This is a genomic window from Nocardia sp. CA-151230 (assembly GCF_050942175.1).
GTDB lineage: Bacteria > Actinomycetota > Actinomycetes > Mycobacteriales > Mycobacteriaceae > Nocardia.
This window is the reverse complement of record NZ_CP192061.1, coordinates 1,366,042-1,390,025: the sequence shown is the minus strand read 5'-3', so window position 1 is coordinate 1,390,025 and position 23,984 is coordinate 1,366,042. Positions and strand designations below refer to the sequence as shown.

The 23,984-nt window shown below is 69.0% G+C and carries 28 protein-coding genes; 11 read left to right on the top strand and 17 right to left on the bottom strand.

Going from position 1 to position 23,984, the window contains the following annotated elements:
* The first annotated feature begins 102 nt into the window (after window positions 1-102).
* Window positions 103-333, top strand: coding sequence for a nuclear transport factor 2 family protein (locus ACQP1O_RS06130; protein ID WP_433564892.1), 231 nt, complete (start codon window positions 103-105; stop codon window positions 331-333).
* On the opposite strand, the gene ACQP1O_RS06125 is transcribed toward ACQP1O_RS06130, so the two are convergent.
* Window positions 334-1,419 carry a calcium:proton antiporter gene (locus ACQP1O_RS06125; RefSeq protein ID WP_433564891.1) on the bottom strand — a complete coding sequence of 362 codons (1,086 nt, stop codon included), beginning with the start codon at window positions 1,417-1,419 and terminating at the stop codon, window positions 334-336.
* A 105-nt stretch (window positions 1,420-1,524) separates the two neighbouring features.
* On the opposite strand from ACQP1O_RS06125, the gene ACQP1O_RS06120 reads away from it, so the two are divergent.
* On the top strand, window positions 1,525-2,265 hold the full coding sequence (locus ACQP1O_RS06120; protein WP_433564890.1) for a VIT1/CCC1 transporter family protein: 741 nt from the start codon (window positions 1,525-1,527) through the stop codon (window positions 2,263-2,265).
* Here ACQP1O_RS06120 and ACQP1O_RS06115 read toward each other — a convergent pair.
* The 3 genes from ACQP1O_RS06115 to ACQP1O_RS06105 all read right to left on the bottom strand — a co-directional run bounded on the left by ACQP1O_RS06115 (window position 2,262) and on the right by ACQP1O_RS06105 (window position 4,464).
* Window positions 2,262-2,657, bottom strand: coding sequence for a hypothetical protein (locus ACQP1O_RS06115; protein ID WP_433564889.1), 396 nt, complete (start codon window positions 2,655-2,657; stop codon window positions 2,262-2,264). The genes ACQP1O_RS06120 and ACQP1O_RS06115 overlap by 4 nt on opposite strands.
* 33 nt (window positions 2,658-2,690) lie before the next feature.
* Window positions 2,691-3,263, bottom strand: a complete 573-nt coding sequence (locus tag ACQP1O_RS06110) for a hypothetical protein (RefSeq protein ID WP_433564888.1) — start codon at window positions 3,261-3,263, stop codon at window positions 2,691-2,693.
* 157 nt (window positions 3,264-3,420) lie between these two features.
* The gene (locus ACQP1O_RS06105; RefSeq protein WP_433564887.1) at window positions 3,421-4,464 is read right to left on the bottom strand and encodes a zinc-dependent alcohol dehydrogenase family protein; all 1,044 of its coding nucleotides are present in this window, start codon (window positions 4,462-4,464) and stop codon (window positions 3,421-3,423) included.
* A 132-nt stretch (window positions 4,465-4,596) separates the two neighbouring features.
* On the opposite strand from ACQP1O_RS06105, the gene ACQP1O_RS06100 reads away from it, so the two are divergent.
* The 3 genes from ACQP1O_RS06100 (at window position 4,597) to ACQP1O_RS06090 (ending at window position 7,532) form a co-directional block, all read left to right on the top strand.
* Entirely contained in the window at window positions 4,597-5,394 is a 798-nt protein-coding gene (locus tag ACQP1O_RS06100) for a helix-turn-helix domain-containing protein (RefSeq protein ID WP_433564886.1), read from the top strand.
* A gap of 86 nt (window positions 5,395-5,480) precedes the next feature.
* Entirely contained in the window at window positions 5,481-6,143 is a 663-nt protein-coding gene (locus tag ACQP1O_RS06095; protein ID WP_433564885.1) for a PadR family transcriptional regulator, read from the top strand.
* Between the two features lie 189 nt (window positions 6,144-6,332).
* Complete coding sequence (locus ACQP1O_RS06090; protein WP_433564884.1) at window positions 6,333-7,532, top strand: FAD-dependent oxidoreductase; 1,200 nt, start codon at window positions 6,333-6,335, stop codon at window positions 7,530-7,532.
* A gap of 55 nt (window positions 7,533-7,587) precedes the next feature.
* Here ACQP1O_RS06090 and ACQP1O_RS06085 read toward each other — a convergent pair whose 3' ends face one another.
* A complete protein-coding gene (locus ACQP1O_RS06085) occupies window positions 7,588-9,624 on the bottom strand; it encodes a DHA2 family efflux MFS transporter permease subunit (RefSeq protein ID WP_433564883.1) in 2,037 nt (678 codons plus the stop codon).
* A gap of 97 nt (window positions 9,625-9,721) precedes the next feature.
* Window positions 9,722-10,378: a TetR/AcrR family transcriptional regulator gene (locus ACQP1O_RS06080; RefSeq protein ID WP_433564882.1), complete on the bottom strand. Its 657-nt coding sequence runs from the start codon at window positions 10,376-10,378 to the stop codon at window positions 9,722-9,724.
* Window positions 10,379-10,500: 122 nt separating this feature from the next.
* Between ACQP1O_RS06080 and ACQP1O_RS06075 the strand changes: the two genes are divergently transcribed.
* The 3 genes from ACQP1O_RS06075 (at window position 10,501) to ACQP1O_RS06065 (ending at window position 12,347) form a co-directional block, all read left to right on the top strand.
* On the top strand, window positions 10,501-11,376 hold the full coding sequence (locus tag ACQP1O_RS06075) for an oxidoreductase (RefSeq protein WP_433564881.1): 876 nt from the start codon (window positions 10,501-10,503) through the stop codon (window positions 11,374-11,376).
* Window positions 11,377-11,466: 90 nt separating this feature from the next.
* Entirely contained in the window at window positions 11,467-11,943 is a 477-nt protein-coding gene (locus tag ACQP1O_RS06070; protein WP_433564880.1) for a transcriptional regulator, read from the top strand.
* 47 nt (window positions 11,944-11,990) lie between these two features.
* Window positions 11,991-12,347, top strand: a complete 357-nt coding sequence (locus ACQP1O_RS06065) for a DUF3817 domain-containing protein (RefSeq protein WP_433567595.1) — start codon at window positions 11,991-11,993, stop codon at window positions 12,345-12,347.
* 74 nt (window positions 12,348-12,421) lie between these two features.
* On the opposite strand, the gene ACQP1O_RS06060 is transcribed toward ACQP1O_RS06065, so the two are convergent.
* The 10 genes from ACQP1O_RS06060 to clpS all read right to left on the bottom strand — a co-directional run bounded on the left by ACQP1O_RS06060 (window position 12,422) and on the right by clpS (window position 19,454).
* The gene (locus tag ACQP1O_RS06060) at window positions 12,422-13,030 is read right to left on the bottom strand and encodes a non-canonical purine NTP pyrophosphatase (RefSeq protein WP_433564879.1); all 609 of its coding nucleotides are present in this window, start codon (window positions 13,028-13,030) and stop codon (window positions 12,422-12,424) included.
* The gene (gene rph / locus ACQP1O_RS06055) at window positions 13,027-13,797 is read right to left on the bottom strand and encodes a ribonuclease PH (protein WP_354850219.1); all 771 of its coding nucleotides are present in this window, start codon (window positions 13,795-13,797) and stop codon (window positions 13,027-13,029) included. Before rph ends, ACQP1O_RS06060 begins: the two co-directional genes overlap by 4 nt.
* 72 nt (window positions 13,798-13,869) lie before the next feature.
* Window positions 13,870-14,634 (bottom strand): cyclic nucleotide-degrading phosphodiesterase, encoded by a 765-nt coding sequence (locus ACQP1O_RS06050; RefSeq protein ID WP_433564878.1) that lies wholly within the window; start codon window positions 14,632-14,634, stop codon window positions 13,870-13,872.
* Between the two features lie 68 nt (window positions 14,635-14,702).
* Entirely contained in the window at window positions 14,703-15,407 is a 705-nt protein-coding gene (locus ACQP1O_RS06045; RefSeq protein ID WP_433564877.1) for a rhomboid family intramembrane serine protease, read from the bottom strand.
* Between the two features lie 181 nt (window positions 15,408-15,588).
* The gene (locus ACQP1O_RS06040) at window positions 15,589-16,551 is read right to left on the bottom strand and encodes a PLP-dependent cysteine synthase family protein (protein ID WP_433564876.1); all 963 of its coding nucleotides are present in this window, start codon (window positions 16,549-16,551) and stop codon (window positions 15,589-15,591) included.
* Between the two features lie 2 nt (window positions 16,552-16,553).
* Window positions 16,554-16,832, bottom strand: a complete 279-nt coding sequence (locus ACQP1O_RS06035) for a MoaD/ThiS family protein (RefSeq protein WP_433564875.1) — start codon at window positions 16,830-16,832, stop codon at window positions 16,554-16,556.
* 31 nt (window positions 16,833-16,863) lie between these two features.
* The gene (locus ACQP1O_RS06030; protein WP_433564874.1) at window positions 16,864-17,289 is read right to left on the bottom strand and encodes a Mov34/MPN/PAD-1 family protein; all 426 of its coding nucleotides are present in this window, start codon (window positions 17,287-17,289) and stop codon (window positions 16,864-16,866) included.
* A 115-nt stretch (window positions 17,290-17,404) separates the two neighbouring features.
* Window positions 17,405-18,472: a P1 family peptidase gene (locus ACQP1O_RS06025; protein WP_433564873.1), complete on the bottom strand. Its 1,068-nt coding sequence runs from the start codon at window positions 18,470-18,472 to the stop codon at window positions 17,405-17,407.
* 33 nt (window positions 18,473-18,505) lie between these two features.
* Window positions 18,506-19,075 carry a DUF2017 domain-containing protein gene (locus tag ACQP1O_RS06020; RefSeq protein WP_379387911.1) on the bottom strand — a complete coding sequence of 190 codons (570 nt, stop codon included), beginning with the start codon at window positions 19,073-19,075 and terminating at the stop codon, window positions 18,506-18,508.
* Window positions 19,076-19,097: 22 nt separating this feature from the next.
* On the bottom strand, window positions 19,098-19,454 hold the full coding sequence (clpS, locus tag ACQP1O_RS06015; RefSeq protein WP_433564872.1) for an ATP-dependent Clp protease adapter ClpS: 357 nt from the start codon (window positions 19,452-19,454) through the stop codon (window positions 19,098-19,100).
* Between the two features lie 138 nt (window positions 19,455-19,592).
* Here clpS and ACQP1O_RS06010 point away from each other — a divergent pair, with 138 nt between their 5' ends.
* Entirely contained in the window at window positions 19,593-20,903 is a 1,311-nt protein-coding gene (locus ACQP1O_RS06010) for a nicotinate phosphoribosyltransferase (RefSeq protein WP_433567594.1), read from the top strand.
* On the opposite strand, the gene ACQP1O_RS06005 is transcribed toward ACQP1O_RS06010, so the two are convergent.
* The gene (locus ACQP1O_RS06005; RefSeq protein WP_433564871.1) at window positions 20,833-21,087 is read right to left on the bottom strand and encodes a hypothetical protein; all 255 of its coding nucleotides are present in this window, start codon (window positions 21,085-21,087) and stop codon (window positions 20,833-20,835) included. The genes ACQP1O_RS06010 and ACQP1O_RS06005 overlap by 71 nt on opposite strands.
* Before the next feature lie 139 nt (window positions 21,088-21,226).
* On the opposite strand from ACQP1O_RS06005, the gene ACQP1O_RS06000 reads away from it, so the two are divergent.
* Both ACQP1O_RS06000 and ACQP1O_RS05995 read left to right on the top strand, forming a co-directional pair.
* Window positions 21,227-21,796 carry a nicotinamidase gene (locus ACQP1O_RS06000; RefSeq protein ID WP_433564870.1) on the top strand — a complete coding sequence of 190 codons (570 nt, stop codon included), beginning with the start codon at window positions 21,227-21,229 and terminating at the stop codon, window positions 21,794-21,796.
* Window positions 21,797-21,910: 114 nt separating this feature from the next.
* Window positions 21,911-23,962 (top strand): ATP-dependent DNA helicase, encoded by a 2,052-nt coding sequence (locus ACQP1O_RS05995; RefSeq protein WP_379387885.1) that lies wholly within the window; start codon window positions 21,911-21,913, stop codon window positions 23,960-23,962.
* Window positions 23,963-23,984 lie beyond the last annotated feature (22 nt).

The window sequence follows — 23,984 nt, the reverse complement described above, 5'->3', positions numbered from 1 at the left end:
GGCGAGGCCGTTCCACACCCCTCGGCCATACCCAAACCCGAATTGAGTGATCTCGCAGCTACCCCGATTTCACCGCGAACCCGCGCACAACCCGGACAGTGCGTGTTCACTGTCGCTGTGGACAACACGGTGTCGGCGGTCCTGCACACGATCGAAGCCGGCGACTGGGCGGAATTCGCGAAACTGGTGCACCCCTATGTGCATTGGACCGAGGACGGCGTCACCACCCGCGGACGAACCCGCGTCATGGCGCTGCTGTCCCGTCACGATGCCACCAATCCCGCGACGTCCTACGAGCTACGCGACGGCCAGGTCTATCGCTGGAACTCCTGATTACGGACTGACCGCCAGAAAAACGAAGGCGGAGAACAACACCAGGTGCACGCAGCCCTGGAGCAGCGTCGCGCGTCCGGGCACCACGGTGAGCGCGCCGACCACCACCGTCAGCGCCAGCAGCACCATCTGGGTCGCGCCCAGACCGAGCATGAGCGGGCCCGGGATCCAGATCGAGGCCAGCGCGATGGCCGGAATGGTCAGGCCGATACTGGCCATGGCCGAACCCAGCGCCAGATTCAGCGAGATCTGCACCCGATCCCGGCGCGCGGTGCGCACGGCCGCAATGGTTTCGGGCAGCAGCACCAGCATCGCGATCACCACGCCGACCGCGGACTGCGGCAGCCCGACCGCGGCGATACCGGATTCGATATTCGGCGTGTCCACCTTCGCCAGGCCGACCACGCCGACCAAGGCAATCAGCAGCAACCCCAGACTGCGCAGCGCCTGCCGCCGCGTGGGTGGCTCCTCGTGCCCGTCGTCGACCGCCGCGACACCCTCGACGGGCAGGAAGTCGTCCGGATGCCGGACCGTCTGCACCATCACGAACACGCCGTAGAGGACCAGCGAGGCCACGGCCGCGAAGGTCAGCTGCGAGGACGAGAACACCGGGCCGGGCTCACTGGTGGTGAAGGTCGGCAGTACGAGACTCAGCGTCGCGAGCGTGGCGACCGTGGCCAGCGCCGCGCCGGTGCCCTCGGCATTGAAGACCGCCACCCGCCTCCGCAGGGCGCCCACCAGCAGCGAGAGGCCGAAAATGCCATTGCACGTGATCATTACGGCGGCGAAGACGGTGTCGCGTGCCAGTGCGGCGGACTTCTCCGGACTGGAGAGCATGAGCGTGACGATCAGCCCGACCTCGATGATGGTCACCGATATCGCCAGGATCAGCGACCCGAACGGCTCGCCCACCCGGTGCGCGACGATCTCCGCGTGGTGCACCGCGGCCAGCACCGCACCGATCAGCACCGCCCCCACCAGGACCGCCGGGACCGGGCCCAGCTGGTGCCCCCAGGTCACGGCCAGTACTGCGGCGCCCAGCACTGGGAGAACGACCGACCAGTACCGCTTGCCCAAACCCGCCATGACCCCATCGTTGCAGCAAACCGTCCGCACACCTCACAAATGGGAGCCATGCCTCTCCCGGACGCACTGCCGCATGAGTGCGTCCCGGTGAATTAGGCTGCCCACGTGGACGACACCGGAGCCGGAACCGCCGACGGAGCGCTACCGCACCCGCACGAGCCGCACGACGAGGGCCTCGCCGCCCGCCTCAACTGGTTGCGGGCCGGCGTGCTGGGCGCCAATGACGGCATCGTCTCCACGGCCGGCCTGGTGGTCGGTGTCGCCGCCGCGTCCACCGACTCCAGCGCCATCCTCACCGCGGGCGTCGCGGGCCTGGCCGCCGGCGCCATCTCCATGGCGGTCGGCGAATACGTCTCGGTCAGCACCCAGCGCGACTCCGAGCGCGCACTGCTGTCCAAGGAGAAGCGGGAGCTGGCCGAGGAGCCGGAATACGAACTGGCCGAGTTGACCCAGATCTACCGGGCCAAGGGACTGTCCGCCGAGACCGCCCGCCAGGTGGCCCAGGAACTCACCGCGCACGATGCCTTCGCCGCCCACGCCGAGGCCGAATTGGGTTTGGACCCACACGAACTCACCAATCCGTGGCAGGCCGCGCTGTCGTCGGCCGTATCCTTCACCATCGGCGCCATCCTGCCGATCCTGGCCATCCTGCTGCCCCCGACCCAGTGGCGCATCCCCGTCTGTTTCGCCGCCGTGCTGGTGGCGCTGGCCCTGACCGGGTCGGTGAGCGCCCGGCTCGGTGGCAGCAATCCGCGCCGCGCCGTGCTCCGGGTGGTCATCGGCGGTGCGCTGGCCATGGCCGTTACCTACGGAATCGGCCAGCTGGCAGGGGTTTCCGGACTCTAGCCGGAGGGTCGGCCCGAATCCTCCGGCGGCGCGGGCGGATTCACCGGCCCGCCGTTCGGGCCCACCAGCGCCGGGATATCCACCGGATGCGGTGCGACCGGCGCCGGAATCACCACCGGCGGAGCCGGATCCGGGGTCCGTCCGGGAGGGGACGGAACCTGTTCGGCGGGAGCGACATTGGGTGGATGCGGAGCGGGGGCGACATGGTCGTGACGCGGGCGGGGGACATTCACGATCGAGGTGCCGGCGATCGGGCGATCACCGGACGAGGTGAGCCAGATGCCCACCCCGACGGCCATCGCCATGAGGACGGCGGCCAGGATCACGCGGCCCAGCCGCCGGGGGTCGATATCGCCGTGGTCGCGCCCGATCTCGTCTGCGGTGCCGAGCATGGCTGTCCTCCTTCGGATTCCGGGCCCCGACAGCTAGGGAGCGGGCGGGGGCGGGGGTGGCACCAGGAACGGGAGGATCGGGGCCAGAATGTCCGGCAGTGCGGGGGCCGGTGGTGGAGGCGGCGCCGCGGGAGCGGGTGCGGGCGGCTCGGGAGCCACCTGGACCGGCGCGGGCGGAGGGACGTATTGCTCGGTTTGCGGGGCGGGGGCGGGAGCGGGTGCCGGCGCGGGCGCGGGTGCCGGGGCGGGCGCGGGTGCCGGGGCGGGCGCGGGATTCTGTGCTCCGGCCGGGGCGGGCGGTGGTGGCGACGGAGCGGCGGAGGGGGCGGAGGGGGGCACCCGGGGCTGCGCCTTGACGGACACCGGGGCGGTGGACGTGGAAGCCGGTGGGGTGTCCGGTGTTTCGGCACCGCCGGGTCGCTCGAGCGCGGCCCACATGGTGCCGCCGATGAGGGCGACGATCACGCTGAAGGAGAGGACCAGGAGGCCGCCGAGCACCTTGAAGGACATCGCCCCCGCCGCGGTCAGACCAGGGATCCCGTCATTCGCGGCGGCGGGCTCCTCCCCCGCCGCACCGGGTCTCTCGCGTACCGCGCCCACCGCCACCGGGGAACTCCTTCGGCTCGAAGCACACACCCGTAGATCCGAAATGCTTCTCCTTCAAGGCACGGTACACAGATTTGCTGGCTATCTGAACCGGCTACAAGGTAAGGAAATAGTTCCAGGTGGATATCTATCCGAACCGATTGCCGATAAGTTGCTATCAATTCAGGGTGAGCACCACCTTACCGAACGGGTCACCGGTCTCGAAGTATTCGAACGCCTCGACCGCCCGCTCGAACGGATACACCCGATCGATCACCGGCCGCACGCCGTGCTCGGCCATGGTGCGGTTCATGAACTCCAGATCCGCCCGGCTGCCCACCGCGACGCGGCGCAGGCCGACATACTTGCCGCCCAGCGGATCGGCGGGCTGCTGCCCGGGCTCGGCCGGGAAGGCCCCGATCAGCACGACCTCGCCGTTGTAGGCCGTAGCCGCAAGGGATTTCGCCAGCGTCCGCTTGCCCACCGCCTCCACCACGCGCTGTACGCCCAGGCCGTCGGTGTACTCCAGCACCACCCGCTCCCAGTCCGGGGTCGCGGTCCGGTCCACCACCTCGTCCGCGCCCAGCTTGCGCAGGCGCTCGCCCTTCTCCGGCGATGAGGTGAGGGAGATGACCTGCGCGCCCAGCATTTTCGCGTGCTGCACCGCGAAGAGGCCGACCGGACCGGAGCCGACCGTGAGGACGGTGTCGCCGGGGCCGACGGGCACCGGCTTGGTCACCGCGGCCCAGGCCACCAGACCCGCGCAGGTCAGGGCGGCGGCTTCCGCATCGGTGAGATGCGGCGGCACCTGGACCACGGAGTCCTCTTCCAGCACCACATAGGTCGCCAGCCAGCCATCGTGGGTCGCGCCGTACTGCTGACCGCTCAGCGCCTGGGTCTGCGGGCCGTCGTTCCAGCCGACGAAGTAGGTGCCCATCACCCGGTCGCCCAGCGCCGCGCGGGTCACGCCCGCACCCAGGCCGATCACCTCACCGACGCCGTCCACCAGCGGCACCACGCCCGGCCGGGCCGGCACCGGGTAGGTGCCCTCCATCAGCATGATGTCGCGCCGGTTCAGGGAGGCGGCGCGCACCCGCACCAGCACCTGGTGCGGGCCGGGGATCGGCGCCGCCTGCACCGCCGTGCTCAATCCGGCCATGCCGCGCAGCGGATCCAGGTGGTAGGCAACACCATTCGGGTTCTGATCATGTCCATCGCTCATGGCTCCGAGTCTGTGCCGCGCCGGCCGCCACCGCGATTCCCTACAGGGAATGATCAAGGCGCGGCTCCCCGGCCGTGTGACGATTCCCTGGAGGGAATCGCGACGCGACACCGCCTCGAACACAGTGGAGGTATGACGACCATGGCCCCGGCCACGACCACACCGTTCGCACAGCAGCTCCGCGGCTGGCGGACTCGGCGGCGGTTGAGTCAGCTCGATCTGGCCATCGCCGCCGAGACCAGCCAGCGGTATCTGAGCTTCCTGGAGCAGGGGCGCTCGCAGCCGGGACGGATCATGGTGGTCCGCCTGGCCGAGGTGCTGGGACTGTCCCTGCGGGAGCGCAACGCAATGCTGCTGGCGGCGGGCTATGCGCCGATCTTTCCCGAATCCTCGCTGGACGCACCGGAACTCGACGCGGTCCGGCATGCGCTCGACACCATCCTGCAGGGGCATCTGCCGTATCCGGCCGTGGTGACCCGGCCGTTCGGCGTGCTGGTGGCGGCCAATCCCGGATTCGAGCTGCTGACCGAGGGCTGTGCGCCGGAACTGCTGGAGCCCCCGATCAATGTGCTGCGACTGGCCCTGCATCCGGACGGGCTGGCCAGGCGGGTGGAGAACCTGCCGGAGTGGGGGCGGCACGTCACCGACAGCCTCCGCAATCGCGCGGGCCGGAGCCCGGATCCCGCACTGGACGCGCTCATCGCCGAACTCGAAGGCTATCTGCCGCCGGTGGAGCCGGGCCCGGGACATCTGGGTTTCGCGGTGCCGCTCCGGCTGCGGTCCGAGGCCGGCGAACTCCGGCTCATCACCACGATCACCTCGTTCGCGACGGCCACCGACATCACCCTGTCGGAGCTGCACCTCGAGGCGTTCCTGCCCGCCGACCAGGCCACCTCCGACCACCTGCGCGCCCGCTTCGCCCACGCGTAGACGCCGATCGGAGTTCGATTCGGGCCGAATGGTTGTCGCCGAATACTCGTAGACGTATATTCGTAGACGAGTAAGGGGGTTCCGGAATGGCCCGCAAGCGCAAGGTCGCGAATCTGATGGGGCTGGCGGTGCTGTCCGCCGTCGTCGTCAAACCCATGCATCGATACGAGATCGCCGCGCAGTTGCGGGCATGGGGCAAGGACAACGACATGAGCGTCAAGTGGGGCTCGCTCTACACGGTCGTGGACAACCTCGCCAAGCACGGCTTCCTCGAAATCGCCGGCAGCGAACGCGACGGCGCCCGGCCGGAACGGACCATCTACCGGATCACCGACGCCGGGCGCGCCGAACTCACCGACTGGACCAGGGAACTCATCGCCGACCCCGAGCCCGAGAAGCGCCGCTTCATGGCCGGGCTGTCCGTCGCCTCGGTGCTGCCGCCCGACGAGGTCGTCGACCTGCTCACCCAGCGAATCACCAAGCTGGACCGGATCATTGCCGAAAACCGCGCCCAATTGGCCGCCCTGGACGGCACCGTGCCGCGGCTGTTCCTGATCGAAGAGGACTACGAGCTGGCCATGCTGGCGGCGGAGTCCGAATGGGCACGCGCACTGCGTGATTCGCTCGCCGACGGCAGCTTCCCGGACGTGGAGGGCTGGCGGGCCTGGCATCGCGACGGCGGCATACCCGCCGACATCGCCACGCCGGCGGAAGGGGGAGCCGACACACCGCAGTCCCAGCACGACTGATCCACATGGACCGGGCCCCGGCGAAGGTGCTGCAACACCGCCGCCGAAGCCCGGGAACACACCGTCTCGAACCGCGTCCGTGCAGGCGAACCCGGCACCGAGTTTGGCAACTACAGGATAACTGGGTTCTCCACGCGCGGGACGGTTCGGGGTTTCGACAACCCTGCGAACACTTCTCGGGAGAGAACCATGTCCATTCGTTCCGCACTCGTCATCGGTGGCGGCATCTCCGGCCCCGTCACCGCCACCGCGCTCCACAAATCCGGTATCGACGTCACCGTCTTCGAGGCCTATCCGGGTCCCGCCTATGGCATCGGCTCCAACCTGGCGCTCGCGCCCAATGGCGTGGCCGCGCTGGACATCGTCGGGGCCGGCGATGCGGTGCGCGCCCACGCGGTGCCCATCAGCCGATCCTCGATGTCGGTCAACGGCAAGCGATTCGAGCTGCCCGGCATGACCGGTATCGAGCCGCTGCGGGTGATCGACCGCGCCGACCTCCACCAGGTACTGCACGACAGTGCCGTCGCCGCCGGGGTGCGCTTCGAGTACGACAAGCGGCTCATCGAGGTCGAGGAGCACGCGGGCGGGGTGACCGCCATCTTCGCCGACGGCAGCAGCGCGACCGCGGATGTCCTCATCGGCGCGGACGGCATCCGCTCCACCGTGCGCACCCTGGTCGATCCGAAGGCCCCCGGGCCGACGTACCTGCGCATGCTGAGCTTCGGCGCGTACACCGACTGCCCGATCGACCTGGAGCCGGGCATGATGACCTTCGCCTTCGGCCGACGCGCCTACTACCTGTACTGGGCCATGCCCGACGGGCGGGTCGCGTGGGGCGCGAATCTGCCCAGCGAGCAGTACTACTCGCTGACCGAGGCCCGGGCCGTCCCCGCCGAGCAGTGGCTGTGCACGCTGCGCGAGACCTACGCCGGGGAGGATCCGGGTGAGCAGCTGGCCCGCAGCACCACCCCGGCGCAACTCGCCGTGATCGGCGCGCTGCACATCATGCCGCCGGTGCCGCACTGGCACCGGGGCCGGCTGGTGCTCACCGGCGACGCCATCCACGCGCCCAGCAACACCTCCGGGCAGGGGGCTTCGCTGGCCATCGAGAGCGGGATCGAGCTGGCCCGGTGCCTGCGTGATATCGATGATCCGGCACGGGCTTTCGCCACCTACGAGGCGCTGCGGCGGCCGCGGGTGGAGGGGGTCGCGGCCCGCGTCGCCCGGATGAACCAGACCAAGGCGGCCGGGCCCGTCGCACGTAAGGCCATGCAGCTGATGATGCCGCTGCTGTTCAAGCGGATGGATCCGGAGAAGATGCTGGGCGGTGAGCAACGCTTCCGGATCGACTGGGACGCCACCGTGCGACCCGCTACCGTCTCCGCCTGACCGTCGAAAACACGATGCCCCGCCGCGAATTCCGCGGCGGGGCATCGTGCGATCGTCAGCGCACCGGCAGGACGTCCGGGCGGTCGGCCTCGTCGAACAGCTTGGTGGCGATATTGTCGATGGCCTGATCCAGCAGAACCCGATCGGCGGCATCGGTGGAATCCCAACCGGTGAGCTGAGTTTCGAGCCAGCGCTTCCACGCGTCCCGCACCCGATCCACCTCCTGCACACCCTTGTCGGTGAGTGCGAGCTCGTCACCGTCACGGCGCAGCAGACCGTCGCGTTCGGCCTTGTCGTACACCGGGCCGATCAATTCCGCCGGGATCCAATGGGTCCGGGCGATGTCGTCGATGGTCGCCGTCCCGAGCAGGCGGTTGTACATGCGCAGCTGCCCCAGCGCCCAGGCCTCGTCGCGCCCCAGCGAACTGCCCGCCGCCGCCAGGATTCCCGGATCCGGCACCACATTGTCGCGCTGTTTGCTCAGCACCTGCGCGACGCACCGCTCCAACTGCACCAGACGGTCGGCGGAGTCCGGCACGGAGAACTGTTCCCCCACATCGGTGGCCTCGGCCCGCGCGCTGTCGCGCAGCTTCACCTGCTTCAGGAAGAACGCCACCACGAAACCGAGCAGCGCCACCGGCACCACCCAGCGGAAAACGAAGTCGATGGAGTCCGCGTAGGCCTGAATGATCGGCGCGGACCGCTGTTTCGGCAGCTCCCGCAGCGCCGCCGGATTCTGCGCCGCCTGCGGCGGCACCCGCGCCTCGATCAGCGCCGTCTCCAGACTCGGGCGCAGCTTGTTCGTGTACAGGGTGCCGAAAACGGTGGTGCCGAACGCGCTGCCGATGGTGCGGAAGAAGGTGACGCCGGAGGTGGCGGTCCCCAGATCCGAGTAGGGGACGCTGTTCTGCACGGCGATGGTCAGCACCTGCATGGCCAGACCGACACCCAGGCCCAGGATCAGCATGTACACCGACATGACCCAGAAACTGGTGTTCGCCCCCATCGTCGACATCAGCCCCAGCCCCAGCGCCATCACCGCGCAGCCGATGATCGGGAAAGCCTTGTAGTGCCCCGTCTTTCCGACGATATTGCCGGACAGGATCGACGTGAAGAACAACCCGACCACCAGCGGCAGCGTGCGCACTCCGGACGCGGTCGCCGAAACACCCTGTACGTATTGCAGATACGCGGGCAGGTAGGTCATGGCGCCCAGCAGCGCGAAGCCGACGATGAAGCTCAGGATCGAGCACACCGTGAACACATTGCTGCGGAACAGGTGCATGGGCAGCATCGGTTCGGGGGCCCGGAACTCCGCGGCCACGAAGGTCGCCATGAGCACCGCCGCGGCCGCGAACAGGCCGATGATCGTGGGCGAGCCCCACGCGTATTCCTGCCCGCCCCACTCCAATCCGAGGATCAGGCAGGTGACGCCGACCGCGATCAGCGCGATGCCGAGGTAGTCCACGATCGGTTTGACGACCGCCCTGGTCATCGGAATGGTGCGGGCCGCCAGCGCGATCATGACGATGGCGAGGGGGACATTCACGTAGAAGCACCAGCGCCAGCTCAGGTGGTCGGTGAACAGCCCGCCCAGCGTCGGCCCGATGACGGTGGTGATGCCGAAGACCGCGCCCAGCGCGCCCTGGTACTTGCCGCGTTCGCGCAGCGGGATGACATCGGCGATGAGGGCCATCGAGGTGACCATGAGCCCGCCCGCGCCCAGCCCCTGCACCGCGCGCGCCACGATGAGCAGCGTCATGCCGTTCGCGAGCCCGGCGACCATCGAGCCGATGATGAAGACGGCGCCGCTGATCTGGAACACCAGCTTGCGGCCGAACAGGTCGCCGAACTTGCCGGACAGTGCGGTCGAGATGGCCTCGGCCACCAGGTAGGAGGTGACCACCCAGGCCATGTGCCCGGCCCCGCCCAGGTCCGCCACGATGGTCGGCAGGGCGGTGGAGACGATGGTGGAATCCAGCGCGGCCATGAGCATGCCGAGCGCGACGGTTCCGAAAATGACGTTTCTGCGGGCCCGGCTCAGCGGACGGGGCGGGGCAGGCTTCTCGGCGGTGGCGCCGGCACCGGTCATCGGCCCAGTATGTGCCGCTCACCAGCCACTATGCGGCAACGACACGGCGCCTCGGCCACTCCGGCAGAGCGACCGATCAGTTCGTATGCGGCACCGGTCAGTTCGCGCGCACCGCGTACCCACCGAGCGCGGGTTCCAGGGTGTCGAAGGCCGCGGCCACCTGCTCACCCAGCACCGCGGCGATGGCGTCGTTCGACTCCCCCGCGACCGTGCGCCGCACCACCTCCTCGAACAGGGTGCGATGCACGCCGCCCAGCAGCGCAGCCGCGAGCCGGGCCGTGAAATCATCAGCGGCGCAATCGGTTTCCCCGGCCAGCGCCTCGGCCAGCCGCCGCTCCCGGTCCTCGTGGAACTCCCGCAGCCGCGCTACCAGCGCGGGGCTGCCGGTGATCAGGGCGGCGAAATCCGGCCCGGAGAATCCGGCGAGCACGGCATCCCTGTCCGCGACGGCCGCCAGATACGCCCGCCGCAGCACGGCCAGCGCCGACTCACCGGCCCGCCGCTCGCGCACCGTGACCGCCGGACCCGCGACGAAGGCGTCGTGAATATCCAGCACCAGGTCTTCCTTGCGCGGGAAGTAGTTGGTCACGGTCATCTTGGCGACCTCGGCCGCCTCGGCGATCTCGGCGATGGTGACATTGTCGTAGCCGCGGTCCAGGAACAGCCGGGTGGCGGTGTTCGAGATGTTCTGCCTGGTCTGCAGCTTCTTGCGCTCGCGCAAGCCCAACGGCGCGGCGGTGGGCGAGGATGCCATGAATTCATTATCATCACTATTTTATGACTGTCACAAGTTCGCCCCCTGTCCGCAAGGGCTATCGCCGGAACTTACTCTGAAGTAAGGTCGAACAAACGACTCGAATTGTGAGGTCAGCAGCCATGGCATGGAAGCCAAGCGAAATCCCGGACCAGACCGGACGCACCTTCGTGATCACCGGCGCCAACGGCGGGCTCGGTGAGCAGACCACCAAGGTGCTCGCGGGCAAGGGGGCCACCGTCATCATGGCCTGCCGCAATGCCGCCAAGGCCCAGGAGGTGGCCGACCGCATCGAGGGTGATGTGCGGGTGGCGAGCCTGGACCTGGCCAGCCTCGACTCGGTGCGGCAATTCGCCGAGGGTACGGGTGAATTCGATGTACTCATCAATAACGCCGGCCTGATGAACATCCCGTTCTCCCGCACCAAGGACGGCTTCGAAACCCAGTGGGGCGTCAACCATCTCGGCCACTTCGCCCTGACCGGGCTGCTGCTGGACCGGATCGGCGACCGGGTGGTCACCCTGGCCTCCATCGCCCACAAGCAGACGCCCAAGCTGTGGATCGACGACCTCAACTACGAGCACCGCCGCTACCAGCGCAATCTCGCCTACGCGCAGGCGAAGCTCTCGAACCTGATGTTCGCCCGCGAACTGCAGCGGCGGCTGACCGAGTCCGGCTCGGCCAAGCGCTCCTACGCGGTGCACCCGGGCGTCTCGGCGACCGACCTGTTCGCCCACACCGAAACCGTCCTCGACAAGATCTCGAAGCCGTTCATCCGGATCGTGGGCCAGTCCCCGTACCACGCGGCCTACTCCTCGCTGTTCGCCGCGACCGAGGTCGACGCCGACCCGACCATCTACTGGGGTCCCACCCGCTGGTTCGGCAGCCAGGGCCCGGTCGAGCCCTCGCCGTCCAGCAAGATCTCGCAGGATCCGGAACTGCTGCGCCGGCTCTGGACCGAGTCCGAGCGTCTGACCGGGGTCACCTACAAGTTCTGAGCCTCGTGCCAGGGGCCCCTCGCATCATCCGGTGCGGCGGGCCCCGCTGTTACCCACCTCCTACTACGCAGTGCGTAGTCCCCAGGTACCGTGGAGTGCGTGTCCGCTCCCCATCGCCGCCCGGCTCTGATCGTGTTCGTGGTCGTGGCGTTCGCGGCATGCCTGGGGCTGGGCTATTGGCAGTGGACCCGTTTCGAGTCCGGTGGCGGCACCTATCAGAATCTCGGCTACGCGCTGCAATGGCCGTTGTTCGCGGGGTTCGTGGTGTGGGCCTACGTCCGATTCGTGCGCCTGGAGCAGGAAGCCGAGCAGGACGACACTCCGGTGTCCGAACCGGCCGCCGCGTCCACGACGACCAGCGACCCCGCCGACCGGCCGCGCCGGCCGAAACCCGCCACGCCGCGCGAAATCCCGGCGGGCCTGCTGCCGGAGCGCCCGAAAGCCGCCCGGGACGAGGATCCCGAACTCGCCGAATACAACAGGTACCTGGCCGATCTGCACGCCCGCGACATGGACGACAGGGTCCGTGACGCCGGGTTGCACCACACCGAGAGGAGCGCCGGTTGAGCACCCGCGACAACTCCGCACCATCCCCCGTCGCCGGTGACACCACGCTGGCACCCCGCCCACTCGGCGCCGCCGCGCCCGCGAAGATCCGCGGCGCGCTGACCCGCTACCGCACCCTGGCCTATATCACCGGTGTCTGGCTGCTGGTGCTGTGCGGTGAAATGGTCTACAAGTACCTCATCCTCGACGACAGCAGCACCGCCCCGCACTGGCTGTTCTACATCGGCCAGGTGCACGGCATCTTCTACATGCTCTACCTGGTCTTCACCATCGACCTCGGCATCAAGGCCCGCTGGAAGCCCGCCACCACGGCCCTGACCTGCATCGCGGGCACGATCCCGTTCCTGTCCTTCGTCTTCGAGCACTACCGCACCCGTGAGGTCAAGAGCGCCTTCGGCCTCTGACGGCGCACGACACACGAACGACCGAAAGGGGTTCGGGGACCATGTCCCCGAACCCCTGTCGCGTCTACGGGAATTCAGTTGCCGGTGAGGGCCGCCAGCGCCGGGAGGAGCTGACGCAGGGCGCGGCCGCGGTGCGAGGCGGCGTCCTTCTCGGCCGGGGTGAGCTGGGCGGAGGAGACGTCGCCGCCGTCCGGGAAGAACAGCGGGTCGTAGCCGAAACCGCCGTCGCCCACCGGCTTCCGGCCGATCACACCCGGCCATTCGCCGCGCACGACCTCCTCGACGCCGTCGGCGACCAGGGCGCAGGCGGAGACGAAGCGGGCGCCGCGGCGCTCGTCGGGGACGTCGCCGAGCTGGGCCAGCAGCAGGGTGTTGTTGGCCCCGTCATTGCCGTGGGCGCCGGACCAACGCGCCGACAGCACGCCGGGCATGCCGTTGAGCGCATCCACCTCGAGACCGGAATCGTCTGCGACACAGGGCAATCCGGTGGCGGCGAAACCGTCGCGGGCCTTGGCGACGGCATTGCCCTCGAAGGTCGGGGCGGTCTCGGGAGCCTCGTCGTAGGGCGGCACGTCGTTCAGCCCGACGATCTCGATGCCCGCGATACCGGCCTCATCCAGGATGCGGCGCAGCTCGTTCAGCTTCTTGGCATTGCGGCTGGCGACCAGGACACGGCGGGTCATCGCTTCTTGGACTCCCCGGGCTCCGGCAGCACGCCCGGGTAGGGCAGTGCGAGGGCTGCCTTCTGCACCACGAACAGCTGCTCACAGCCCGCCAGCGCGGAGTCGAGCAGTTTGTCGAGGGTGGAGCGCGGGAAGGTGGCGCCCTCGCCGGTGCCCTGGATCTCCACCAGGGTGCCGGTGTCGGTGGCGACCACGTTCATGTCGACCTCGGCGCGCGAATCCTCCTCGTACGGCAGGTCGAGGCGCACCCGGCCGTCGACCACGCCGACGCTCACCGCGGCGATGGCGCAGGAGATCGGTTGCGGGTCGGTCAGTTTCCCGGCCGCGCCCAGGTAGGTGATGGCGTCCGAGAGCGCGACATACGCGCCGGTGATGGCGGCGGTGCGGGTGCCGCCGTCGGCCTGCAGCACATCACAGTCCACCGCGATGGTGTTCTCGCCGATGGTCGACAGGTCGATGCAGGCGCGCAGCGAACGGCCGATCAGCCGCGAGATCTCCTGGGTGCGGCCACCGACCTTGCCCTTCACCGACTCTCGTCCCGAGCGGGTGTGCGTCGCGGCGGGCAGCATGGCGTATTCGGCCGTCAGCCAGCCCAATCCGGATTCACGCCGCCACGGCGGCACCCCGTCGGTGACGCTCGCGGTGCACATCACCCGCGTCTGCCCGAACTCCACCAGCACGGACCCTGCCGGGTGCGTGGTGAAGCCGCGGGTGATCCGTACGTCGCGGAGTTCGTCATCCGCCCTGCCATCGGCTCGTTTCGACACGGCCCTCAGCGTAGTGGCCCACGATCCGCTGTCGCCCGCGCCCCGCTGAATAGCGTCGGCGCGTGCCGAAGATCAGATGTCGAAGACCTCGCCCGGGGAGACCGCGTGCACGGGACCGCTGAAAACCGCCTTGGCTTCGGCGATGACATCCTCGCGGGAGGTCCACGGGGGAATGTGGGTGAGGAGAAGTTCGCCGACACCGGCCTGGGCGGCGATCAGGCCCGCCTCGTGGCCGGAGAGGTGGATGCCCGGCGGGCGGTTGGCCGGGTCGTGGGTCCAGGAGGCCTCGGAGAGCAGAACGTCTGCGCCGCTGGCCAACTCGAAGACCTCGTCGCACAGGGCGGTGTCGCCGGTGTAGACGAGGGTGCGGCCGGCGGCGGTGGAGATGCGCAGGCCGTAGGACTCCGGCGGGTGGTACATGCGGCGGGCCTCGACGGTGTGGCCGGGGCCGAGGGGCGCCGGAACGTCCGCCTGCCAGACCCGCATGTCGATCACGTCGGACCAGTCGTCGGTCTCGCCGCCGATCTCCGCCGAGGCGTTGCCGATTCGCAGCGCGGTGTCGGTGGGGCCGTAGACGACGGCCTTACCCGTGGGCGGATTGGGGTGGTAGCGACGCCACACCAGCAGGCCCGGCAAATCCAGGCAGTGGTCGGCGTGCAAGTGGGTCAGGAAGATGTCGACCTCACCCGGATCCAGGTGGCGCTGCAGCGCGCCGAGTACCCCGGGGCCGAAATCGATGACGGTCGGTGTCATATCCGGGCCGGTCAGCAGGTAACCCGACGCCGGGGAATCCGGGCCGGACACGCTGCCCGAGCACCCGAGGACGGTGAGGCGCATTCCCCCATGCTGCCACGCTGCATTCTCACTCAAGGAGGGATCCCCCAAATCGCCGACCGCGTCCAGCGTCACCCCTGCGACGCGAGACGGCCGGCGTCAGCCCCACGACGATGACGACGTTCATGACCAGAGAGTACCCATCCGGCAACCACTCCACCTATCGCCCCGAAAAGATGTCCTTGCCAAGAGATTTCCGGGTTGCCGGGCAGGACGCCCCACAGGATCGAACCGTAGAGCACCGCCACCGCCACTCCGACCGCGATCTGCAACACATTTCGCGCGAACCAGCCCCAGCAGATCAGATATGTGAGCCAGCCGAACACCAGCACCGAGGCGCCGACCGACACGCTGTGCGGCGGCGCCGTGAACCACTGGCCCACCCCGGCGATCACCCAGATGATGGCCGTCGCCGTCAGCCCCCGCCCGATCCCGGTCAGCAGGGTGAGCAGTCCGAGCACGATCACCGGCAGCGTGTTCCCGAACAGATGGCCCCAATTGGCATGCAGCACAGGCGCGAACAGAATGCCGGCCAGCCCGTCCTCGCTGCGCGGCTTCACCCCCGCCTGATCGAGCTCGTTGTTCGTGAGGCTGTTGACCCCCTCCACGACATACAGCAATGCCGTGAATCCCAGGGTCAGCGCAATGGCACGCTGCCACAGCAACTTCAGAGCACCATTCCCGTCCGACCCGCCCGCCGGCTTCGCCAGCTGCCCCCGCAACCGCGCGATCCGATCCGGATCGAACGACGCGCCCATCCCGCTCCCGCCGCTCATAGCAAGACCTCCTAGCCGCCCTGCCCCGAGCCTACCGCCGCATCGAGTCGGACCGCCTCGGGGAAATCCCCGAGCCGCCGGTCTTCCGGCGGGGTCTACGCGCAGGTGCGCACCCGGTCAGGGCCTCAAACGAGCCGCGCCCGCTGCGATTTCGCAGCGGGCGCGGAAGACGGGGGCCGAGTCAGGCCCAGAGCTGGCCGTCGAGCTTCTCCTCGGCCTCTTCGAGGGTGCCGTCGTAGGCGCCGGTGGAGAGGTATTTCCAGCCGCCGTCGGCGACGATGAAGGCGATGTCGGCGCGCTTGCCGGCCTGCTGGGCCTTCTTGGCGACGCCGAGGGCGGCGTGCAGGATGGCGCCGGTGGAGATGCCCGCGAAAATGCCCTCTTCGAGGATCAATTCGCGGGTGCGGCGGACAGCGTCGTAGGGGCCGACCGAGAAGCGGGAGGTCAGGACGGACTCGTCGTAGAGCTCGGGGACGAAGCCCTCCTCGAGATTGCGCAGGCCGTAGACCAGTTCGCCGTAGCGCGGCTCGGCGGCGACGATGTCGATGCCGGGGACCTTCTCGCGCAGGAAACGGCCGGTACCCATGAGCGTGCCGGTGGTGCCCAGACCCGCCACGAAGTGCGTGATCTCGGGCAGGTCGGCGAGGATCTCGGGGCCGGTGGTCTCGTAGTGCGCCAGCGAGTTCGCCGGATTGCCGTACTGGTAGAGCATCACCCAGTCCGGATTCTCCGCGGCGATCTGCTTGGCCAGCGCCACAGCCTGATTGGAGCCACCCTCGGCCGGGGAGTCGATGATCTCGGCGCCGAACATGGTGAGCAGCTGCCGCCGCTCCACCGAGGTGTTCTCCGGCATCACACACACCAGGCGATAGCCCTTGAGCTTGGCCGCCATGGCCAGCGAGATGCCGGTATTGCCGCTGGTGGGTTCGAGAATCGTGCAGCCGGGCGTGAGCCGCCCGTCGGCCTCGGCCTGCTCGATCATGCGCAGCGCCGGGCGGTCCTTGATGGATCCGGTCGGATTGCGGTCCTCGAGCTTGGCCCACAGCCGCACGTGCTCGTCACCGTCCCACTGCGGGGACAGGTTCTTCAACCCCACCAGCGGGGTGTTGCCCAGTGTCGCGATCAGCGACTCGTAGCGCGCCACGATTAGCGCGCGCCGCCGGCGACCGCCGGGAGGATGGTGACGGTGCCGCCCTCGGGCACCTCGGCCTCGAGCCCGCCGCTGAAGCGGACATCCTCGTCGTCGACGTAGATGTTGACGTAGCGGTTGAGCTTGCCGTCCTTGAGCAGCTTCGCCTCCAGGCCCGGGTAGTTGGCCTCCAGGTCGGCGATGAGGGCGGCCAGGGTCGCGCCCTGGGCCTGAACCCGCTTCTCGCCCTTGGTGATCGGGCGCATGATGGTCGGGATGGACACGGTGACCGGCATGAGGGGGACTCCTTGTGTATTTCGTTCAGGCTCAGGCGGATTGGCTGTAGGCGGGGACGATCTCGACGGGCTCCTCGGTGACCTCGCCCTCCAGGATCCGATAGCTGCGCAGGTCGTGCCGCTCCGGATCGCGGGTGGAGATCAGCACGTAGTGGGCATTCGGCTCCGACGCGAACGAGATATCGGTGCGGCTCGGGTACGCCTCGGTGGCGGTGTGCGAGTGGTAGATGACCACCGGCTCCTCGTCGGCGGCATCCATCTCCCGCCACAGCCGCAGCTGCTCACCCGAGTCGAACTCGTAGAAGGTGGGCGAGCGCGCGGCATTGATCATGGGGATGAACCGCTCGGGCCGATGGGAGCCCTCGGGACCGGCGATGACACCGCACGCCTCGTCGGGGTGGTCGGCGCGCGCGTGCGCGACCATCGCCTCCACGAGGTCGGCCCTGATCACCAGCACAGTCGCATCCTTCCGCTCGACGCCCCCGGCCGAACGGCCGAAACGCTGTCGTCAACAGGTGAGACTAGGCGGCTATTCCCGATGAACTCGGTCACACCCCGGTGCCCGGCGCCCGTCACGCCGGAGCCCCGAACAGGTCACGGTAGGCGGGGATGCCCGCCACCGAGGTCGCCGACAGGATCGCGTCCACGATCGCGCGCTCCACGCAGACGGCCGCGGCCGTGCACAGCTGGTCCAGGATCAGCAGATCAGCGGGGAAGGCCGGGGGCATCGGAAACGCCGGCGGCTGCTCGGCGGTGCCGGTGGCCAGCGCGAACAGGGTGTCGCCGTCCAGCGGCGAATGCGCGGGCCGGACGGCCCGGGCCAGCCCGTCGTGCGCGGTCGCAGCCAGCCGCCTGCAGGCCGCGGGATCCAGCGCCGCATCGGTCGCGATCACGCCGATGGTGGTGTTGAGCACGGTTCCCTTCACCGGGAGGGAATTCGCGGCCGCCAGCTGTTCGGCGGTGGCCGGGCGCAATCCGAAATGTTCGGGGCCGTCGGTGCCCACGCCCCACGGGAATCCGGTGCGCGGGTCGAAGACCGAGCCGACCGGATTGGCCACCATCACCGCGCCGACGGTGATGCCCGCCGCCGGGCCGTCGGTGAAACGCACACTGGCCGTGCCGATCCCGCCCTTGAGCGACCCCGCCCGCGCGCCCACGCCCGCACCGACCGACCCGCGCTCGAACTGCGGGTCCGCGGCCTCCGCCGCCAGGAAACCGAAATCGGCGTCGGGCCGAATGTTCCACGCCCCCACCGGAAGATCGAAGATGACCGCCGCGGGCACGATCGGCACCACGCGGGACGGGTCGGCGGCATCCATCGGGATTCCCTCCCGGTGTTCCTCCAGCCAGCGCATGACGCCGTCGGCCGCGGCCAGCCCGTAGGCGCTGCCGCCGGTGAGCAGGATCGCATTCACCTGCCGCACAGTGTTTCCCGGGTCCAGCAGGTCGGTCTCGCGGGTGCCCGGACCGCCGCCCCGCACGTCCACCGCGGCCACGGCCCCGTCCGGCACCCGCACCACCGTGCAGCCGGTGGCCGCGCCCGACCCGAGGGTGGCGTTCGCATCCAGCACGTGGTAGTGGCCGACCAGCACACCGTCGACATCGGTGATCGAATTACGTGGTCCCGCAACACTGTTCACGGCAGTTCCTCCTCGGTGGCCACGTCCGCTGCCCTAGGGCGCGAGCGCCTGGATCAGTGAGTCCTGCATCCAGGTGAGCCAGTGGTAGACCTCGAGGCTCGGCCCGCGCGGATCGTCGTCCGGGAAATGGTCGGGCGTGTCGGTGGTGATGTCCAGGGCCGTGCCGAGGGCCAGCCGCACGTCGTTGAGCGCCGTGAGCCAGGCGTGCGCCTGTTCCTGGCTGATGATGATCTTGCCGCCCTGCGGCGGCAGCGTTTCCAGGATGACCAGCCCGGCGGCCACCTTGGACTCGATGATCTCCGGCTCGTGCAGGCTGCGCAGAGCGCTGTTGAGGCCGGCGCGCTCGGCGTCGGGGGAACCGGGTTCGGGGCGATGGAAGTCCGGCAACAGCCGGGCCAGCCGCGGATCATCGGGCGGTTCGGTGTTGCCCGTCTGTAGCCCGGTCAGCTCCGCGAGGTCGTCCTCGGGTGCCGAACGGGCCCGATCGGTGAGCAGTCCGGTGACGGCCCCGACCAGCGAACGCAATACCTCCGCCTCGTGGGCGTCCATTTCCGAACGCAGTTTCAGCCCACCCAGGGAGGTCTTTCTGCTCCACTTCCGCACGGGGTTACCGTAGTCGTCCTGTTCACTCGTCACGTTGCATGGTGGCCCACAGCCCGGCCGCGTGCAGCCGTTGGACGTCGTGCTCCATCTTGTCGCGCGAGCCGGCGGACACCACTGCCTTGCCTTCGTTGTGGACCTTCAGCATCAGCTCGGTTGCCTTGCCTTTGCTGTAGCCGAAGAGCTTCTGGAAGATGTAGGTCACGTAGTGCATGAGGTTGACGGGATCGTCCCATACGACGGTCACCCACGGCCGGTCCTCGGCCTCCAGAATCTCGGCGTATTCAATGGCCTCCGGTGTCGCCTGTGCCGCCGACATAGTCACGTTGACGCCCGCCGGACCGGCGGCGACCCGGACAACGTCCTGATTACACAGACCCATAACAACCAGGGTACGACCTGAGAACACAGAAACAACAGCCCGCGCGACACGCCGTCCCGACGTGGAGTTGGGATCGATGCCCGGGCGTGGCGCATGGTCGGTGGGACGACTTTCGATGTGCTTAGAGTGGTTCCCGTGATGATCGCGGACGGACTGACCAGTACGGCTTTGCTGACCGACCAGTACGAACTCACCATGCTGGCAGCGGCGCTGGCGGACGGTTCGGCCCAGCGGCAGTGCACCTTCGAAGTATTCGCTCGCAGGTTGCCGAACGGCCGGCGCTACGGCGTGGTCGCGGGGACCGGGCGGTTGCTGGCGGCCCTGAGCGAATTCCGTTTCGGCGAACCCGAACTCGCGGTCGCCGAACGCTTCCTGGACAACCGCACCCTGGAGTGGCTGCGCGACTACCGCTTCCGCGGCCAGATCGACGGCTACCGCGAGGGCGAGCTCTACTTCCCCGGCTCCCCGATCCTCACCGTGCGCGGCACCTTCGCCGAATGCGTGCTGCTGGAAACCCTCATCCTGTCCATCTACAACCACGACAGCGCCATCGCCGCCGCGGCCGCCCGCATGGTGAGCGCCGCCGGCGGCCGCCGCATGATCGAAATGGGTTCGCGCCGAACACACGAACTCGCCGCCCCCGCCAGCGCCCGCGCCGCCTATCTGGCCGGCTTCGACGCCACCTCCAATCTGGAGGCGGCCCGCAGCTTCGGTATCCCCAGCGCCGGCACCAGCGCACACGCCTTCACCCTGTTGCACAGCGGCGCGGACGGCGCGCACGAGGCGGCCGCCTTCCGCAGCCAGCTCGAGGCGCTGGGCGTGGGCACCACGCTGCTCGTCGACACCTTCGACATCACCCGCGGGGTGGCCACCGCCATCGAGGTGGCCGGGACCGAATTGGGCGGCGTGCGTATCGATTCCGGTGATCTGGGTGTGCTGGCGCGGCAGGTGCGCGAGCAGCTCGACGCACTGGGCGCGGTGCGCACCCGCATCGTCGTGTCCGGTGATCTGGACGAATACGCCATCGCCGCGCTGCGCGCCGAACCGGTGGACGTCTACGGCGTCGGCACGTCACTGGTCACCGGCTCCGGCGCGCCGACCGCGGGCATGGTCTACAAGCTGGTCGAGGTGGAGGGCATCCCGGTGGCGAAACGCAGCTCCCACAAGGAGTCTCGCGGCGGCACCAAGCGGGCGGTCCGGCTGGCGCGGCGCACCGGCACCATCGTCGAGGAAATCGTCTACCCCGCTGCCGCGGCCCGCCCGGACCCGGACGGCTTCGACATCCGCGACGTCCAGGTCCCGCTGGTCCGCGACGGTGAGGTGCCGGCCGGCCTGCCCACCCTGGCGCAGAGCCGGGAACTGGTGGCCAAGAGCCTGATCAGCCTTCCCTGGGAGGGCCTGAAGCTGTCGGCGGGCGAACCCGCGATTCCGACGACGTTTCTGAGCTGACCCGCCACCACAGCCCCGCCGCGATCACCGCGGCGGGCGCGGCGAACAGGGCCGTGCGCACCAGCGCGCCCAGCAGGTCGTCGGCCTCGAACGAGATCTCGTGCCACGCCAGATTCGCCACCACACTGGCGATCTCGAACGCCACGAAGAACCGCAGGGCCATCAGTGCGGCACTTTTCATCATTTCCCCCGTTACATCTTTCGTCTCGGCCCGCGATGGAGCGACCGATGCTGCCGTGGACCGGCCGGGCGCCGGGCGGCACAATGCAATACGTGCGGCGCGCCGTCGTGGTTCAAGCCGCCGATTCCCGGGAGGTCCGCTCATGAGCCGAGCCCTGATCGTCGTCGACGTCCAGAACGATTTCTGTGAAGGCGGATCACTGGCCGTCGCGGGCGGCGCGGCCGTGGCCGAGCGCATCACCGAATACCTGGGCGTCTCCGACTACACCGCCGTCGTCGCTACCCGCGACTTCCACATCGATCCGGGCGCCCACTTCTCCGAGCAGCCCGACTACGTCGACACCTGGCCCCCACACTGCCGCGTCGGCACCCCCGGCGCCGACTTCCATCCCAGCCTGAACATCGGGCCCATCCAGGAGATCTTCTCCAAAGGCGCGTACACCGCCGCCTATTCGGGCTTCGAGGGCACCGCCGCCGACGGCTCGACCACCCTCGCCGACTGGCTGCGCGCCCACGCCATCGATGCCGTCGACGTCTGCGGCATCGCCACCGACCACTGTGTCCGCGCCACCGCGCTCGACGCCCGCGCCGCAGGCTTCGACACCCGGGTCCTGCTCGGCCTCACCGCCGCCGTCTCCCCCGCGACCCTGGCCTCCGCCCTGGACGAACTCCGCGCCTCCGGCGTCGAACTGGCCGGAACACTGGAGAACTGACCAACTACCCGGTTGGGTGAGAAGTCCTGCCCTGATCGGCGGAAAACGGTCCTGACGGGCGGCCCGTGGAGGTTTGCGCGAGGGTTGTCGGGGCGGCGCAGTAATCTGGCCGCCGTGCCTGAACTGCCTCCCGTCCCGAAGCTGTTGGCCACCGCTGTGCAGGCGTTGGGGGGTAAGGAGCGCAAGGGGCAGCAGACGATGTCGGCGGCTGTCGCGCACGCCATCGACACCGGCGAGCATCTGGCGGTGCAGGCGGGGACGGGTACCGGGAAGTCGCTGGCGTATCTGGTGCCGAGCCTGCGGCACGCGGTGCGGACCGGGCGGACCGTGGTGGTGTCGACCGCGACCATCGCGCTGCAGCGGCAGCTGGTGGACCGGGATCTGCCGCGGCTGGCCGATGCGCTGGCGACGCCGCTGGGGCGGGTGCCGCAGTTCGCGATTCTCAAGGGGCGCAACAACTATCTGTGCCTGAACAAGATCAACAGCGCGATCCCGGAGGAGCCGGAGGCCGAGCTCTTCGACGCCTTCGCCATTTCCAAGCTGGGCCGCGAGGTGCAGCGGCTGAACGAGTGGGTCTCCGACACCGAGACCGGCGACCGCGACGAGCTCGCCCCCGGCGTCAGTGATCGGGCCTGGCGGCAGGTGAGCGTGAGTTCCCGGGAATGTCTGGGCAAGTCGCGCTGCCCGTTCGGACAGGACTGCTTCGCCGAGAAGGCGCGCGCCGAATCCGGGCAGGCCGATGTGGTGGTCACCAACCACGCACTGCTGGCCATCGACGCCATCAGCGGTATCCAGGTGCTGCCCGAACACGATGTGGTGGTGGTCGACGAGGCGCACGAGCTGGTGGACCGGGTGACCGGTGTGGCCACCGCCGAACTGTCCACCTCGGCCATCAGCGCGGCAGCCAAGCGGTGCTCGAAACTCATCGACGAGCAGGAGGTGGACCGGCTCGAGGGCGCGGCCGAGGCCTGGCACGAGCTGCTCGACGACCTGCAGCCCGGACGCTGGGACCGGATGCCGGACGGCGCGGCGCCTGTGCTCGCGCTCATCCGCGACGCCGCCTGGAACGCCCGCACCGCCCTGGCCCCGCAGGGCGGAAGTTCCGCCACCGGCGACCCGGAATCCGCGGCGGCCCGCAATCAGGCGCTGGCGGCCGTCGAGGAGGTGCACGACGCGGCGGTGCGGGTGTTGACCACCTTCGAGGAGTCCGATCCCGCCGCGCACCGCGATGTCATCTGGCTGGCATCGGAGGATGTGCGCGGAGTCGCGCGCCGCACGCTGCACATGGCCCCACTGTCGGTGGGCGGGCTGCTGCGCAGCCGCCTGTTCGGTACGGCCACCGTGGTTCTCACCTCGGCGACACTGCAGATCGGCGGGTCGTTCGACAATCTCGCGGTGACCTGGGGCCTGCCGCCGCAGTCCTCGGCGACCGTGGACCCGGCGCTGGCCACCGGCACCGAGGCCCCGTCGGACGAGAAGACGCTGCGCTGGAATTCGGTCGACGTGGGTTCGCCCTTCGACCATGCCAAGTCCGGAATCCTTTATGTGGCAAAGCATTTGCCCGCACCGGGACGGGACGGGCTGCCGCAGTCGTATCTGGACGAGATCGAACGCCTCATCCGCGCGGCGGGCGGGCGCACCCTCGGGCTGTTCTCGTCCATGCGAGCAGCCAAGGCGGCCACCGAAATTCTGCGGGAGCGTCTCGACACCCCCATCCTGTGCCAGGGTGACGACGCCACCGGCGCTCTTGTCCGGAAATTCGCCGAGGACCCGGAAATCTCACTATTCGGGACACTTTCACTGTGGCAGGGCGTGGACGTTCCCGGCCCCTCGCTGAGTCTGGTGATCCTGGACCGGATTCCGTTCCCGCGCCCGGACGACCCGCTGCTGGTGGCGCGTCAGCGCGCGGTGGAATCGCGGGGTGGCAATGGATTCCTGTCGGTCGCGGCCAATCATGCGGCGCTGCTGCTGGCGCAGGGAACGGGCCGTTTGCTGCGCAGTGTGGACGATCGCGGTGTTATCGCAATTCTGGATTCGAGACTGGCGACGGCGCGCTATGGCGGTTATCTCCGAGCATCATTACCACCATATTGGGAAACATCCGATCCCCAAGTTGTGACAAAAGCTCTCGAAAGACTGACAAATAGTGTCGCGCAAATGAAATGACCTTGTGAGAACAGTCACAGGG